Raw genomic sequence first — 14,449 nt, 5'->3', positions numbered from 1 at the left:
CCGTGGCCAAAGCCATGGAACGGGCCGATGTGGTCCTGGCCGAACAGGGCCTGGCCGAGAGCCGCGAGAAGGCCAAGCGGCTGATCATGGCCGGGCAGGTCCTGCTGGTCCTGGGCGCGTCCAGGACCCTCGTGGCCAAGCCGGGGCAGCAGATATCGCGCACGGCGGTTCTGGAACTCAAGGAGTCCGAGCGCTTCGTGTCCCGCGGCGGCTACAAGCTGCTCACGGCCCTGGAGCGTTTCGGCCTGGACGTTACGGGCATGACCGCCCTGGACGCCGGGGCTTCCACGGGCGGGTTCACGGACTGCCTGCTGCAGTTCGGGGCCGCGCGGGTCTACGCCGTGGACGTGGGGCACGGGCAGTTGCACTGGAAGCTGACGCAGGACCAGCGCGTGGTCAACATGGAGCGGGTCAACCTGCGCCATGCCGCGCCCGATCTGCTGCCCGAGCAGGCGGATCTGGTCGTGGCCGACTGCTCGTTCATCTCCCTGCGTCTCATCCTGCCGCCGTGCCTGCAGTTCCTCAAGGCCGACGGGCAGGTCCTGGCCCTGGTCAAGCCGCAGTTCGAGCTGGGTCCCGAGCACGCCGTCAAGGGCGTGGTCCGGTCCGAGGAAATGCAGCTCGCGGCCGTGGCCCAGGTCCAGGACTTCGCCCGCGACGAGCTGGGGCTCGTGCCCCTGGGCGTGGTCCCGGCCGGCATCAAGGGCCCCAAGGGGAACCAGGAATACCTGCTCCACCTCCGCCGCTGACCGCGGCTTTGCCAACGGGGGCGGTTCCGGGTAAAAGCTGCCCTGCCGGTTCAACCTCAACCACCATGCACACATGCCCGACAGATACCTGACCGACGGCCGCAAGGCGCGCCTCAAGTCCGTGCTGGCACAGCGCCAGCACGACCTGACCCTGGTCCTGAACAACATTCACGACCCGCACAACGTGTCCGCCATCCTGCGCAGCTGCGACGCCTTCGGCGTGTTCGGCGTGCACCTCTACTACACCAAGGAAAAGTTCCCCTTTCTGGCCAACAGTTCCTCGGGCTCGGCCAAGAAATGGGTCGAGCTGACCAGGCATCGCGACGCCGGGGCCATGGTCGAAGGCCTTCGAGCCGGGGGCATGCAGATCGTGGGCACGGGCTTCAGCCCCTCGGCCCGGCCCATCATGGACATCGATTTCACCCGGCCCACGGCGATCATCCTCGGCAACGAGCACCGCGGTATGGACCCCGACGTCAAGGCCCACGTGCCCGACGAGATCTTCATCCCCATGTTCGGCATGGTGCAGAGCCTGAACGTCTCCGTAGCCGCCGCAGTCATCCTCTACGAAGCCATGCGCCAGCGTCGGGCCGCCGGGATGTACGGGCAGAGCAGCCTGGACGACGGAGGATTCGAGGCCATCTACGCAGACTGGTGCAAGCGCGGCAAAGACTACTAGCCGGGGCCAGGCCCCTGGAGACCACATGGCGGGAAACACTTTCGGCACCGTGTTCCGGTTGACGACCTTCGGAGAATCACACGGACCGGCCCTGGGCGGCGTTATCGACGGCTGCCCGGCGGGCGTGGCCATCGACGAGGCGGCCATCCAGGCCGAACTCGACAGGCGCAGGCCCGGGCAGGGCGGCATCGCCGTCACCGCGCGCGTCGAGGCCGACCGCATCCGGCTGCTGTCTGGAGTGTTCGAAGGGCGGACCACAGGCACGTCCATCGGCTTCATGGTCGAGAACACGGACCAGCGCTCCCGCGACTACGGGGAGATCAAGGACGTCTTCCGGCCCGGGCACGGCGACATGAGCTACACGGCCAAGTACGGCCTGCGCGACTACCGCGGCGGCGGCCGCTCCTCGGGCCGCGAGACCGTGTCCCGCGTGGCCGGCGGGGCCGTGGCCGGGGCCTTCCTGGAGACGCTCGGCATCTGCGTCATGGCCGGGACCGTCGAACTCGGCGAGGTCGCCGCGGGCTCCGTCGATCTGGCCGGAGCCGGGGAACGGCCGTTTTTCGCTGCCGACGGCGAGATCGTCGTGGTCTGGGAAGAGCGGGTGCGAGAGGTCGCGGCCCAGGGCGACACCCTGGGCGGCATCGTCGAGATCCGGGCCACGGGCGTGCCGGCCGGGCTGGGTGAGCCGGTCTTCGACAAGCTCGACGCGCGGCTGGCAGCGGCCCTGATGAGCGTCGGCGCGGTCAAGGGCGTGGAGATCGGCGCGGGCTTCGCGGCCGCGCGTATGCTCGGCAGCCAGAACAACGACGCCATGCACGCCTCGGGCTTCGCCTCCAACAACGCCGGGGGCATTCTGGCCGGCATCTCCAGCGGCCAGGAAATAGTGGTCCGCGCGGCCATCAAGCCTATCCCGTCCATCGCCCTGGAGCAGCGCACCGTGGACCGCTTCGGGGCCGAGCGGACCATCCGCGTCGGCGGCCGCCACGACATCTGCGCCATTCCGCGCGTGGTCCCGGTGCTGGCCGCCATGGTCCGGCTGGTGCTGGCCGACATGGTCCTGCTGCAGCGGCGCATGGGCCAGGGCGGATGAGCGTGCCCGTGGGCTTCGTGCTGAAGAAGGCCCTGGGTCTCGCCTTCATGCCGCTCACGGTCTGTCTGCTGCTGTTCGCCCTGGGGCTGGCCTACATCCTCCTGCGCCGCTCCCGGGAAGCCCTGGCCCCCTTCGTCATCGGCTCCGTCCTGCTCTACGCCCTGTGCCTCAATTCCGTCTCCGGCTTCCTGATCCGCCCGTTGGAGCGGGCCTATCCGGCCCTGGATCTGACCAGCCCGCAGGTGGCCGGCAAGGACGTCAAATGGATCGTGGTTCTGGGTTCCGGGCACTGGACGGACCGCTCCCTGCCGCCGGGGGCCATGCTGAACGAGGACGCCCTGTACCGCCTGACCGAAGGGCTGCGCGTGGCGCGCCGTTTTCCCGGGTCCATTCTCGTTCTTTCGGGCGGAAAGTACCGCGACGAACAGACCAGCGCCCAGGTCATGGCCGCGGCGGCCGCGGGCCTGGGCTTCGATCCGGCGCGCATCGTCCTCGCGGACCAGTCCCTGGACACCCATGACGAGGCCCTCGGCGTGAAGAGCCTGGTCGGCGACGATGCCTTCGTCCTTGTGACCACGGCCTCGCATATGCTGCGCGCGGTCAAGCTCTTCGAGAACGCGGGCCTCTCGCCCATTCCGGCCCCGGCCTACTGGCGTTACAAGGGCGAACCCGAATATTTCCTGCCCTACCCCGCAAACATCCAGACGTGCCACATGGCCGTGCACGAGTACCTGGGCCTGGCCTGGGCCTTCGTGCGCGGGCAGGTGTCCTTCGGCGCGCCGTGATCGACATCCTGCCCACCCTGGCCCTGTGCACCGGCAGGGACAACCCGGACAAGGCGCTGCTTCGGGCCTGGTCCCTGGTCCTCTCCAGCCGCCGCTTCCTGAACCGCGCCGAAGGGGGGCGGCTCCTCGTGGCGCCAGCCGTGGCCCACTTGGCAGTGAAGGAGATCGTGGCCTACGAGGGCGAGAACAGGCCGCGCGTGCTGCCTGCGCCCCTGCCCGACAATTCCTGGGTATCGCTCCTGGTGGTGGGGCTCTTCGTGGTCGTGACGGTCTGGCTCGACAGCCAGGGGCTGGGCCGCAGCATGGCCTGGCACATGGCCGGAAGGGCCGACGCCCGGCTGATCCTCGGCGGGGAGTGGTGGCGGTGCGTCACTGCCCTTTTCCTGCATGCCGACGCCGGGCATCTGCTGTCCAACGCCGCGGCCCTGGCCGTGCTGGCCTCTATGCTTGGCCGGCGCATCGGTTCGGGGCTGACCTGGGCCCTTTTCCTCCTTTCGGGGAGCCTCGGAAACGCCGTGAACGCCTGGGCCCAGGCCCCGGATCACCTGAGCGTGGGCGCGTCAACGGGCGTCTTCGGTCTCATCGGGGTCCTGGCGGGAAGCGCGGGCAGGGCGCAGCGACAGTCCCGCGCCCAGGTCCTGCTGCTGGCCCTGGGCTTCGGGTTCGGTTTCCTGGCCATGCTCGGCGCGGGCGAGGAGAGGGTGGACCTCGGGGCGCACTTCTTCGGCCTCCTGTGCGGACTGCCTTTCGGGCTGCTGGTCGGGGACTGGCGTGGGGCCCATGGCTGGAAGGTCTGGCTGAACGCCATGGCCGGCGCGGCTGGCGCCGTGCTGACGTTCTGGGCCTGGGCGACGGCCCTGGCGGGTTTTGGCGGGTTCTGAAAACGACGCGGGGGGACGGGCCCCCCGCAGGTCAGTGGCGGATCAGAATTGACCGGTCCTGAGCATGACCAGTGTGCAGGCGTGTTGCCAGGGGATGCCGGCCTTGTCCAGAGCCTGTTCCAGGGCCGGGGATTCCGTGCCCGGGTTGAGGATGACGCGTCCCGGCTTCAGGGCCAGAATCGCGTCCTGCAGCTGGGCGCTGCGCTCGGGGCCGACGTAGAGGGTCAGGGTGTCGACGGGGCCTTCGATGCTTCTCAGGTCCGGCGCCACGGGCAGGTCCTCGATGACCGTCCGTCCAGGCGTGACCGGCACGACGTCGTGGCCGTACTCCTTGAGCATGCGCACGGCCTGGTTGGAATAGCGCTCGGGCTTGTGGCTGGCCCCGAGCACGGCGACGCGTTCGGCCATGGCTACGCCCCCGCCTTGCGGCTGACCATGACCTTGGCCGGCCGCAGCAGCCTGTCTTTCAGCATGTAGCCTTTCTGCAGCATCTGGCAGACCGTGTTCTCGTCCAGGTCGTCGCGTTCCACCTGACTCATGGCCTCGTGCACGGCGGGGTCGAAGGGCACGTCCACGGCGGCGATCTGCACCAGGCCGTGGCGCTTCATGGTGTCGAGGAAGATGTTCATGGTCATCTCCACGCCCGTGACCAGGTCCTTGCAGGCCTCGGCCTGCCGGCCGTGAGCCAGGGCCAGGTCCAGATTGTCCATGACCGGGATGATCTCCTCCAGGATGGCCGACGTGGCGAACCTGAAATACTCTTCCTTCTCGCGCGTCAAGCGCTTCTTGAAATTCTCGCCGTCGGCCAGAACGCGCAGGTTCTCCTTCTTCAACTCTTCGATATCAGCCAGAGCCTGGGCGTATTTCTCTTCCAGGGTCGGTTCCTGGATTTCTTCGACGGGCGTTTCGGCCTGGACTTCTTCGGGGCCGAGGCCTTCGCTTTCCTTTTTGGACATGAAAAACTCCTGATCCTTGAAATATTTGAGTAGTCGTTTCACGAAGCTCCCTAGGAGCGGGATTTGAGGCACTGACTAAGTATTTGAGCGGCAAAGTCAACCATGGGCACGATGCGGGCGTAGTTCATGCGCACGGGCCCGAGCACCGCCAGGGTGCCGTGGGCGCTGGAAAAGGCGCTGTAGGGCGAGGCCACCAGGGAGCAGCCGGCGATGCCCGGCATGTCCTCGGCCAGGTTGACGGACACGGACGCGCCGGCCGTGGTCTTGTCGAGGAGTTCCAGCAGCCGCGAGCGCTCCTCGATGAGCCGCAGCAGCTCCTGGATGGTCTCCAGTTCCGTGAATTCCGGCTGGTCCGCGAGATGGCTCGCCCCGCCGACGAAGACCTCGGGCTGCTCCTCCTCGGCCAGTGCCTGGGCGGCCAGCTCCCAGGCGCGGCAGTAGGCGTCGAGGGTCTTGCGGGCGCTTTGGAGCTGACGCTCGATCTCGCCGCGCACCTCCGTGGTGGTGCGGCCCTCGAAGAGGCTGTTGAGGTAGTTGCCGTAGCGCACGAGGTCGTCGGCGTTCAGGGACTCGTCCATCTGGATCATGCGGTTGCTGACCAGACCGCCCTGCATGACCAGCACGGCCAGGATCATGCCCGGCCGCAGGAGGACGAAGTCGATCTGCCGCCAGCGGGCCAGATCCTGGCGCGGCGCCATGACCACGCAGACCTGGCGCGTCAGGGACGACAGGGCCCGGGCTGCGCGGCGCAGCACCTGGGGCAGCTCGCCCTCGCCGGGCAGGATGTGCTCGTGCAGCCTGGACTGCTCGCGGCGCGACAGGGGGGCGAGCCGGAAGACCTGATCCAGGTAGTAGCGGAAGCCCCTGACCGTGGGAACCCGGCCGGCCGAGGTGTGCGGCTGCTGCAGGAGCCCTTTTTCGGTCAGGGCGGCCATGGTCGCCCGCAGGGACGCGGGGCTCAGGCCCAGCCCGGCGGCCAGGGTCTGGGAGGCCACGGGCAGGGCCGTTTCGACATAGGTCTCGATGACCGCGGCCAGGACCTGGGTTTCGCGTTTGCCGAGGATCATGACAGGCAGTCTTCCCGGGAAAAGAGGAATTCGCGCAGGGCCTGCAGCCATGGCCGCGGGGTGATGCCCGTGGAGGCCGTGAACTTCGAGAGGTCCAGGACAGAATAGGCGGGCCGGACGGCCTTCTGGGGGTACTGCGCCGAGGTGATGGGCTTGACCCTGCAGGGCAGGTCCGCGCCGCGAACGGCCTCGGCGGCCAGTTCGCACCAGCTGGCCTGGCCGGAGTTGGCCAGGTGGAAGAGCCCGGTTGCGCTCGCGTCCACCAGGGCCAGGGAGTTTGCGGCCAGGTCCGGGGTGTAGCTGGGGCTGCCGACCTGGTCGTGGACCACGGAAAGTTCGGGCCGCGAGGCGGCCAGTTCGAGGATGCGGGTCACGAAATTGATCTTGCAGGGGCCGAAGAGCCAGGACGTGCGGATGATCAGCAGGCCCGGCAGGCCAAGGGCGAGCAGCTCGCGTTCGCCCTGCAGCTTCGTGCTGCCGTAGACCGAGCGGGGGTCGGGCTGGTCCTCGGTGGTGTAGGGGGTGGCCTTTTTGCCGTTGAAGACGAAATCTGTGCTGTAGTGCACCAGCCGCACGCCCGCTTTGCGGGCGGCCTGCCCCAGGACCAGCGGGAGCTGGCGGTTGAGGCGCGCGGCCTCGGCCGGCTCGTCCTCGGCCTGGTCGACCTTGGTGTAGGCCACGGTGTTGAAGAGGAGGTCCGCGCCGGTTCTGCCCAGATAGTCTTCCACGGCAGGCCGGTCGAAAAGGTCGAGGTCGGCACGGCCCGGCGCGTGCACGGTCCAGCCCCTGCGGGTCATGGCCATGCACAGGGCCTGTCCCAGGAGCCCGGTCTTTCCTCCCAGGACGACGGCGTTCTTCATGCCAGCCTCGTCGTGTACCATGCGTCCATGAACTGGCGATAGGCGCCGCTCTGCACTTCGTCAAGCCAGGCCCCGTTGGCCTCGTACCAGGCCAGGGTGCGGGCCATGCCGTCCTCGAAGGCCACCTCCGGCCGCCACCCGAGGTCCGCGGTGGAGCGGTCGAAGGCCATGGCGTAGCGGCGGTCGTGGCCGGGCCGGTCCGTGACGAAGGTGATGAGGTCCTCGCTCTTGCCCGTCAGGCGCAGGATGGTGCGCACCACGTCGAGGTTCGTGCGCTCGGCGTCGCCGCCGAAGTTGTAGATCGCGCCGGGCGTGCCCCTGAAGAGGGCCGCCTCCACGCCCCGGCAGTGGTCCAGGACGTAGATCCAGTCGCGCACGTTCAGCCCGTCGCCGTAGACCGGGATGGGCTCGCCCCTGGAGGCCTTGAGGTAGACCAGCGGGATGAGCTTTTCCGGGAACTGGAAGGGCCCGTAGTTGTTGGAGCAGCGCGTGACGATGACGGGCATGCCGTAGGTGTGGAAATAGGCCCGCGCCAGGAGGTCCGAGGATGCCTTGGAGGCCGAGTAGGGCGAGTTGGGCGCCAGCGGCGTGTCCTCGGTGAACTGTCCGGTGGGCCCGAGGGTGCCGTAAACCTCGTCGGTGGAGACGTGCACGAAGCGCGGGACCCCTGCCCGGCGGGCGGCCTCCAGCAGGTTCTGGGTGCCGACGACGTTGGTCGTGATGAAGGGGAAGGGGTCGTTTATGGAGCGGTCCACATGGGACTCGGCCGCGAAGTTGAGGACCGCGTCGAAGGGGAAGCGGGCCAGCAGGTCGGGCACGAGCTCCTGGTCGCAGATGTCGCCGTGCACGAAATGGTAGCGGCCGCCCAGATGTCTTTCCTCCACCTCGGCCAGGTTGCGGCGGTTGCCCGCATAGGTCAGCATGTCGAGGTTGACGATGGTCAGGTCGTCGCGGGCTGCGAGCATGTGCTGGATGAAATTGGACCCGATGAAGCCGCAGCCTCCGGTGACGAGCAGGTGCATGTGTTCTCCGTGGTTCTTGACGGGAGCGTCATTGACGGCCAAGTGGTTGGGGGCGCTGCCCGGCGCCCCGGCCAGCCATAGAAAATATGCAAAGAGAATCCAAGATGCAAATTGCGCTTTACGAACCCGAGATCCCGCCGAACACCGGCACCATCGCCCGGCTCTGCGCCGCCACCACGACCCGTCTGAACCTGATCGAGCCCCTCGGGTTCAGCCTGGAAGACAGGTATCTGAAGCGCGCTGGTCTGGACTACTGGCCCCATGTCGACAAGCGGGTCTGGCCCTCCTGGGCCGCGTTCCTGCAAGGCCGGGACGCCGGCCGCCTAGTCTTCACCAGCGCCCGCCAGGGCACGGCCTACCACCGTTTCGCCTTCGAGCCGGGCGACATCCTCGTCCTGGGGCCCGAGACCAGGGGGCTGCCGCCGGAAGTTTTGCAGGACGCGCAGCATCTGGTGCGCATGCCCATCTGGGGCCAGGTCCGCAGCGTCAACCTGGCCAACGCTGCGGCCGTGCTGCTTTACGAAGCCTATCGTCAGACCGGCGAGCTGGACCGGCGCGAGGACGCGCCGCAATAACGAGGAACCGCCATGCTTGATGCCCTCTACGACCTGCCTCTGAACCTCTCCCTTTTCGTCTTCCTGCTGGGCTGCATGGCCCTGGACCTGCTCTTCGGCGACCCCGCGGACTGGCCCCACCCGGTGCGGCTGATCGGCCGGATTCTGAACCGGCTCGAAGGGTGGGCAGGGCGGTCATGGCTCGGCCCCCGGTTGGCCGGAGCCGTGGCCGTGGCGGGGCTGGCCGGAGGGTGTGCGTTGCTGGTGCGGCTCCTTATGGGGCTCCCTCTCGTGGGCGAGATGCTGGCCCTGTACCTGGGCTATGCGGGCCTGGCCCTGGGCTGCCTGCTGCGCGAGGTTCAGGCCGTGCTGAACCTGCTCGAAAGCGGGCGCCTGGCTGCGGCTCGGGCGCACCTCTCCGGCCTGGTCAGCCGCGACACGGCGGACATGACCGAGGAGGAGGTCCTGCGGGGCCTGGGGGAGACATTGGCCGAGAACTTCAACGACGGTTTCGTGGCCCCCTTCTTCTGGCTGTCCCTGCTGGGACCGGCCGCGCTGTGGGGCTACAAGGCGGTCAGCACCGCGGACTCCATGTGGGGCTACCGCACGGAGCGCTTCGAGGAGCTGGGCAAGGCCGGAGCGCGCGCCGATGACGTGCTGGCCTGGGTGCCGGCCAGGCTGGCGGCATTTCTGATCTGGGTCGCGGGCTGGGTTCTGGGGAACCGGGCGTCGTGGAAGACCATCGCCACCGACGCCCGAACCATGGATAGCCCCAACGCCGGCTGGCCCATGAGCGCCGCGGCCCATGCGGCAGGCGTCAGCATGGGCGGCCCGACGCGTTATTTCGGCGAAATCAAGGACAAGCCCCCGCTGGGGCCCTTGGGGGTGATCTGGTCCGCCGCAGGCATCCGCCGCATGCGCAGGGTCATCGTGGCGGCGGCGCTCATGGCCGCCGCAGGACTGACGCTGCTGGGCAGCACCCTGGCCTGGTGGAACCTCTAGCAGGCCGCCCCAAAACGGCGATCTGCTGCGTCAGCGAAAAAAGCCAGACCGCTTATGTATTCCCAATACACTGCGCGCCCTGGCTTTTTTCGCTTCCTTGCATCTCACCATTTTTGAACGGCCTGCGAATTTTGAGTTTTTCAACGGTCAGCCAGGCGGCCAGGCGTTTCAGCGCTTCGCTTCCCACCTTCCCCAGGTGCCGCTGGGCAGATCCATGACGCCTTCCCCGCCGCGCAGGAGCATCTCGCCGCAGGATAGGGCACCCGCTCCGAAGGTCTGTTCCAGGAGGTTGCGCAGCACGATGGGCGTGAAGCCCGGGGTGTGCGAGGTCAGCAGGACGAAGAGGGGGGTGTCGCTCAGGACCTGGCGGACCAGTTCCAGCGTCTCCTGCACGTTCTTCTCCACCTTGTAGAGCTCGCCGCGCTTGCCGCGGCCGAAGGACGGCGGGTCCAGGAGCACGCAGTCGTACTTGCGGCCGCGGCGCACCTCCCGCTTCAGGAAGGCCCCGACGTCGTCGACGATGAAGCGGATGCCCGCGTCCTGCAGCCCGTTCAGGGCCGCGTTGCCCCTGGCCCATTCGACCATGCCCTTGGAGGCGTCGAGGTGGCAGCTCTGGGCCCCGGCCATGGCCGCGGCCAGAGTCGCGCCGCCGGAGTAGGCGAAGAGGTTCAGGAAACGGGGGGGCTGGGCGCCTTCCGCCATGGCCTGGCTGATTCTGCCTGAGATCCATGCCCACAGGTCCAGGGTTTCGGGGAAGATGCCCAGATGTCCGAAGTCCGTGGTCGAGAGGCGCATGCGCACGCCGCGGGCCGTGACGACCCACTCCTCGGGCAGCCGTTCGCGGCCGTGCCAGTTGAGTCCGTCCTTGCGGTCGAAGGTGGCGTTGGCCGAGTCCCAGAGTTCCGGGTGCTTCGGCTGCCACACGGCCTGGGCGCAGGGGCGGGCCAGGATGACGGGGCCGAAGCGTTCCAGCTTCTGTCCGTTGCCGCTGTCGAGAAGTTCGTAATCGTCCGTGCTGCGCATGATGGCTCCATAAGCGAAAAACCCTTCCGGGCGGCTGCCTGGAAGGGTTTTGCGGTCTGTGGTGGGCGATACGGGATTTGAACCTGTGACTTCCACCGTGTGAAGATGGCACTCTCACCACTGAGTTAATCGCCCGAGGAGACAGCCTTTAGCCTCGGCCTCTGCGTCTGTCAAGAATTTCCCGGCAGCAGAATTCGACAGTGTCAGAGATTCTTTTCGAGTTCGAGGAAGGCATGTCCGTGCGGGCTGAAATGCCGGTCTCCGCTCATGCCGGTGACATGGGTGAACCCCAGCTTTACCCAGAACCGCAGGGCGTTCCAGTTTCTGAGCCCCACGCCGACCCGCAGGGTTTTCGCCGGTCCAGGTCGCAACACCTGCTCCAGGCGCAGGCAGATTTCCCGTCCGAGTCCCGCCCCCTGGAAGCGGGGGTGAAGGAACAATTCGCCGATGTAGGCGACGTCCCCGGCCGGGTAGCCCATGCACAGGCTCAACAGGCCCATGGGTTGCTCTGTGCGGACGTCGCACAGCAGGAAGTTGTGCAGCCGGGCGCTCGGGGCGCTCTGCGGCAGGTTCAGACCCTGCGTGAAGCGCCGGGACAGGGCGAGGGGATCGTGCTCCCGGTCCAGGAGGACGAGCAGGTCCCGGTTGCCCTCGTAGATTCCGGCAACGGCCCGGGCGTCGGCGTCGGTCACGGGCCGGGCGAGGATGCGTGCGCTGCGCAGTGTCTCGGCCATGAAAAAAGGCGGCCCGAGGCCGCCCTACTCCGCGAGTTCCCTGCTTCGCCGGGCGGCCGCCAGGACCGCCTGGGACAGGGCGAATTTGAATCGGTGCTCGTCCAGGGCGTTGAGCCCCGCGATGGTCGTGCCGCCGGGGGAGGTGACCATTTCCTTGAGGATTGTCGGGTGCGCCCCGTCGGCCTCGGCCATGAGGGCGCAGCCCCCGACCAGTCCCGTGACCATGTTCGTGGCCTGTGCCCGGGTCAGGCCCATGGTCACGCCGGCGTCGATGAGTCCTTCCATGAAGGCGTAGACATAGGCCGGACCCGAGCCGATGAGGCCCGTGTAGGCGTCGAAGAGTTTCTCGGGCAGGACGTGGGCCTGGCCGATGGACGAGAAGGTTTCGAGGACGGTCCGGCGGCAGGCTTCGTCGACCTTTTCGTGGTCGAAGCACAGGGCGTAGACGCCCTTGCCGACCATGGCCGGCGTGTTGGGCATGACCCGCACGACGGGGCAGACCCCGCCGGACCAGGCAATCAGTTGCGCCAATGTCACGCCGGCGGCGATGGAGACGAGGCACGTTCCGGGTCCAAGGGACTCGGCCAGCCCCTGCAGGACGGGCCGCATGACCTGCGGCTTGACGGCCAGGAGGACGAAGTCCGAATGCCTGGCCACGTCCTGCGCGGACGTGTGGATGGTCATGATGTCGGCGTTCTTGCCGCGCATGACGTCGCTGGGGTCGAAACCGTGCAGCGCGAAGGCGCCTCCCGCGGCCAGTCCGCGGGCGATGGCGCCGCCCATGTTCCCAAGTCCGATGAACCCGAAGCGTTTCATTATCCCACCAGTTCCAGAGCGTTGAAGAAGTACGCGATCTCGACGGCCGCGGTGTCCTGACCATCGGAACCGTGGCAGGAGTTCTTTTCGATGTCCAGCGCGTACTTGCGGCGGATGGTGCCTTCGGCGGCGTTGTCCTTGTTGGTGGCGCCCATCAGGTCGCGGTACTTCTGCACGGCGTTTTCGCCTTCAAGGCACATGACCACGCAGGGGCCGGAGCACATGTAGTCGGTCAGGCTGCCGAAGAAGGGGCGTTCCCTGTGCACGGCGTAGAAGCCTTCGGCCTGGGCCTTGGTCATGTGGATCATCTTCATGCCGACGATGCGCAGGCCGGCGTTCTGGATCATGGCGATGATTTCGCCCTGCAGGTTGCGGGCGACGGCGTCGGGCTTGATGATGGAGAAAGTGCGTTCCATAAATGCTCCTCAATGTGATTTTTTGCGGCGTCCTATACTCTGTAACGGGAAAATACAAGGAGCGGCTTTTTTCTCTGCGTTGTTTGGTCGCTCAAATTGCATGTTTGTGTCATGGGGAAATTGTGTTGGTCTCCCGGGCCGTCCTGGTGTATCCCCTCCGGGGAAGCCTTTGAATACAGCGGAGGAAATCATGAGTACAAAACGTCTTTACGAGATTTTTTATGAAGTGAGCCGCACCGTGAACTCCAGCCTCGACCCGGGCGAGGTCCTGAACCGCATTGCGGAGCAGGTCACCCGCGCCATGGGCGTGAAGGGATGCTTCATCCGCCTGCTGGACCGCGGCGGCAAGGTTCTCAAGCCGGCGGCCCAGTACGGCCTGAGCGAGCGCTACACCAGAAAGGGCGTGGTCGAGGTGGCCAAGAGCGGCCTGGACCGCGAGGCCTTCACCGGCAAGGTGGTGCAGATCGCCGATGCCGGCACGGACCCGCGATTCCAGTACGGCAAGGAGGCCGCGGCCGAGGGTCTGGCCTCGGTCCTGGTGGCGCCCATGTTCGTGGAGGGCAGCCGGCCCATCGGCGTGCTGCGCGTCTACACCGGCGAGCGCAGGGAGTTCGGGCCCGAGGAGACCGACTTTCTGCAGGCCATCGCCAACATCTCGGCCATCGCCATCGAGAACGCGCGCATGCACCAGACCCTGAAGCGTCAGATGGAACTGATCAACGCCTACGACTACCAGGTTTTCGAGGACTAGGGGGAGCATATGGGAAAGACACGCATCGGCATCAACGGCTTCGGGCGCATCGGCCGCCAGGTCCTGAAAACCATCTGGCAGCGCCACCGCGACACCCTGGAAGTCGTGGCCATCAACGATCTCTTCGACACCCGGACCAACGCCCACCTGCTGCGGCACGACACGTCGTACGGACGCTTCGCCCCCGAGGTCGAGGCCGACGACGCGACCATCCGCGTCGGCGGGGAGTGGGAGATCAAGAGCTTCGCCCAGCGCGACCCCAAGCTCATCCCCTGGAAGGCCTGCGGGGTGGACATCGTCATCGAGTCCACGGGCATCTTCCGCACCGGGCCCACGGCGGCCCAGCACCTGGAGGCCGGGGCCAAAAAGGTCATCATCACCGCGCCGTCCAAGGACGAGGATCTGACCGTGGTCATCGGCGTCAACGAGGGGCAGTACGACCCGGCCAAGCACCACATCGTCTCCAACGCCTCCTGCACCACCAACTGCCTGGCCCCGGCGGTCAAGGTCATGCACGCGATGTTCGGCGTGGCCAAGGGCGTGCTGACCACGGTCCACGCCTACACCAACGACCAGCGCATCCTCGACCTGCCGCACAAGGACCTGCGCCGGGCCCGGGCCGCGGCCTGCAACATGATCCCGACCTCCACGGGCGCGGCCAAGGCCGTGGCCAAGGTCCTGCCGGAGATGGCCGGCCGCTTCGACGGCTACTCCGTGCGCGTGCCCGTGCCGGCCGTGTCCCTGGTGGACTTCGTGGCCGTGCTGGAGCGCGACACGACGGCCGAGGAGCTGAAAGCCGCCTTCAAGGCGGCCGCAGAAGGGGAGCTGAAGGGCATCCTCGGCTACAGCGAGGAGGCGCTGGTGTCCTCGGATTTCATCGCCGACCCGCATTCGGGCGTGGTCGAGGCCGACTTCACCACAGTGCAGTGCGGCAACCTGGCCAAGGTGCTCATCTGGTACGACAACGAATGGGGCTATTCCAGCCGCGTGGCCGACCTGGCCCATCTCATGGGGCAGAAAGGGCTCTAGGCGGCTTCTTCGCCAGCGCATGTTCCCTCTGCCGG

The 14,449-nt window shown here is 67.3% G+C and carries 18 protein-coding genes and 1 tRNA gene; 9 read left to right on the top strand and 10 right to left on the bottom strand.

Annotated features, from left to right (window positions below; translation table 11 throughout):
• The first annotated feature begins 2 nt into the window (after positions 1-2).
• From ACYQ3G_RS04400 to ACYQ3G_RS04380, 5 genes are all read left to right on the top strand, one after another.
• On the top strand, positions 3-749 hold the full coding sequence (locus ACYQ3G_RS04400) for a TlyA family RNA methyltransferase (protein ID WP_459822790.1): 747 nt from the start codon (positions 3-5) through the stop codon (positions 747-749).
• A gap of 73 nt (positions 750-822) precedes the next feature.
• Positions 823-1,428: a TrmH family RNA methyltransferase gene (locus ACYQ3G_RS04395; protein WP_459822788.1), complete on the top strand. Its 606-nt coding sequence runs from the start codon at positions 823-825 to the stop codon at positions 1,426-1,428.
• A 25-nt stretch (positions 1,429-1,453) separates the two neighbouring features.
• Positions 1,454-2,518, top strand: coding sequence for a chorismate synthase (gene aroC / locus ACYQ3G_RS04390; RefSeq protein ID WP_459822785.1), 1,065 nt, complete (start codon positions 1,454-1,456; stop codon positions 2,516-2,518).
• Positions 2,515-3,303, top strand: a complete 789-nt coding sequence (locus tag ACYQ3G_RS04385; protein ID WP_459822782.1) for an ElyC/SanA/YdcF family protein — start codon at positions 2,515-2,517, stop codon at positions 3,301-3,303. Before aroC ends, ACYQ3G_RS04385 begins: the two co-directional genes overlap by 4 nt.
• Positions 3,300-4,184, top strand: a complete 885-nt coding sequence (locus ACYQ3G_RS04380) for a rhomboid family intramembrane serine protease (protein WP_459822779.1) — start codon at positions 3,300-3,302, stop codon at positions 4,182-4,184. Before ACYQ3G_RS04385 ends, ACYQ3G_RS04380 begins: the two co-directional genes overlap by 4 nt.
• Before the next feature lie 42 nt (positions 4,185-4,226).
• Here ACYQ3G_RS04380 and ACYQ3G_RS04375 read toward each other — a convergent pair whose 3' ends face one another.
• Genes ACYQ3G_RS04375 through rfbB form a run of 5 tightly spaced genes read right to left on the bottom strand, consistent with a single transcriptional unit; the run spans position 4,227 to position 8,089 of the window.
• On the bottom strand, positions 4,227-4,592 hold the full coding sequence (locus tag ACYQ3G_RS04375; protein WP_459822776.1) for a CoA-binding protein: 366 nt from the start codon (positions 4,590-4,592) through the stop codon (positions 4,227-4,229).
• Positions 4,593-4,594: 2 nt separating this feature from the next.
• The gene (grpE, locus tag ACYQ3G_RS04370; RefSeq protein ID WP_028576850.1) at positions 4,595-5,140 is read right to left on the bottom strand and encodes a nucleotide exchange factor GrpE; all 546 of its coding nucleotides are present in this window, start codon (positions 5,138-5,140) and stop codon (positions 4,595-4,597) included.
• 50 nt (positions 5,141-5,190) lie between these two features.
• Entirely contained in the window at positions 5,191-6,207 is a 1,017-nt protein-coding gene (gene hrcA / locus ACYQ3G_RS04365; RefSeq protein ID WP_459822773.1) for a heat-inducible transcriptional repressor HrcA, read from the bottom strand.
• The gene (gene rfbD / locus ACYQ3G_RS04360; protein WP_459822770.1) at positions 6,204-7,067 is read right to left on the bottom strand and encodes a dTDP-4-dehydrorhamnose reductase; all 864 of its coding nucleotides are present in this window, start codon (positions 7,065-7,067) and stop codon (positions 6,204-6,206) included. Before rfbD ends, hrcA begins: the two co-directional genes overlap by 4 nt.
• Positions 7,064-8,089: a dTDP-glucose 4,6-dehydratase gene (gene rfbB, locus ACYQ3G_RS04355; RefSeq protein ID WP_459822767.1), complete on the bottom strand. Its 1,026-nt coding sequence runs from the start codon at positions 8,087-8,089 to the stop codon at positions 7,064-7,066. The genes rfbD and rfbB overlap by 4 nt, the downstream gene beginning before the upstream one ends.
• A 104-nt stretch (positions 8,090-8,193) precedes the next feature.
• On the opposite strand from rfbB, the gene ACYQ3G_RS04350 reads away from it, so the two are divergent.
• Entirely contained in the window at positions 8,194-8,664 is a 471-nt protein-coding gene (locus tag ACYQ3G_RS04350) for a tRNA (cytidine(34)-2'-O)-methyltransferase (protein ID WP_459822764.1), read from the top strand.
• 12 nt (positions 8,665-8,676) lie between these two features.
• Positions 8,677-9,645 carry a CobD/CbiB family cobalamin biosynthesis protein gene (locus ACYQ3G_RS04345; protein ID WP_459822761.1) on the top strand — a complete coding sequence of 323 codons (969 nt, stop codon included), beginning with the start codon at positions 8,677-8,679 and terminating at the stop codon, positions 9,643-9,645.
• Positions 9,646-9,813: 168 nt separating this feature from the next.
• On the opposite strand, the gene ACYQ3G_RS04340 is transcribed toward ACYQ3G_RS04345, so the two are convergent.
• The 5 genes from ACYQ3G_RS04340 to ndk all read right to left on the bottom strand — a co-directional run bounded on the left by ACYQ3G_RS04340 (position 9,814) and on the right by ndk (position 12,634).
• The gene (locus ACYQ3G_RS04340; RefSeq protein ID WP_459822758.1) at positions 9,814-10,668 is read right to left on the bottom strand and encodes a class I SAM-dependent methyltransferase; all 855 of its coding nucleotides are present in this window, start codon (positions 10,666-10,668) and stop codon (positions 9,814-9,816) included.
• A gap of 59 nt (positions 10,669-10,727) precedes the next feature.
• Positions 10,728-10,803, bottom strand: a tRNA-Val gene (locus tag ACYQ3G_RS04335).
• 68 nt (positions 10,804-10,871) lie between these two features.
• Positions 10,872-11,402, bottom strand: coding sequence for a GNAT family N-acetyltransferase (locus ACYQ3G_RS04330; RefSeq protein WP_459822755.1), 531 nt, complete (start codon positions 11,400-11,402; stop codon positions 10,872-10,874).
• 24 nt (positions 11,403-11,426) lie between these two features.
• On the bottom strand, positions 11,427-12,218 hold the full coding sequence (proC, locus tag ACYQ3G_RS04325) for a pyrroline-5-carboxylate reductase (RefSeq protein WP_459822752.1): 792 nt from the start codon (positions 12,216-12,218) through the stop codon (positions 11,427-11,429).
• Positions 12,218-12,634: a nucleoside-diphosphate kinase gene (gene ndk, locus ACYQ3G_RS04320; RefSeq protein ID WP_459822749.1), complete on the bottom strand. Its 417-nt coding sequence runs from the start codon at positions 12,632-12,634 to the stop codon at positions 12,218-12,220. Before ndk ends, proC begins: the two co-directional genes overlap by 1 nt.
• A gap of 190 nt (positions 12,635-12,824) precedes the next feature.
• Here ndk and ACYQ3G_RS04315 point away from each other — a divergent pair, with 190 nt between their 5' ends.
• Positions 12,825-13,385 carry a GAF domain-containing protein gene (locus ACYQ3G_RS04315; RefSeq protein ID WP_459822746.1) on the top strand — a complete coding sequence of 187 codons (561 nt, stop codon included), beginning with the start codon at positions 12,825-12,827 and terminating at the stop codon, positions 13,383-13,385.
• Between the two features lie 9 nt (positions 13,386-13,394).
• Positions 13,395-14,414, top strand: a complete 1,020-nt coding sequence (gap, locus tag ACYQ3G_RS04310; protein WP_459822743.1) for a type I glyceraldehyde-3-phosphate dehydrogenase — start codon at positions 13,395-13,397, stop codon at positions 14,412-14,414.
• Positions 14,415-14,449 lie beyond the last annotated feature (35 nt).

This window comes from Desulfomicrobium salsuginis (genome assembly GCF_054657795.1).
Note: the sequence above shows the minus strand (reverse complement) of the source record. Positions and strands in the feature narration are given on the sequence as shown.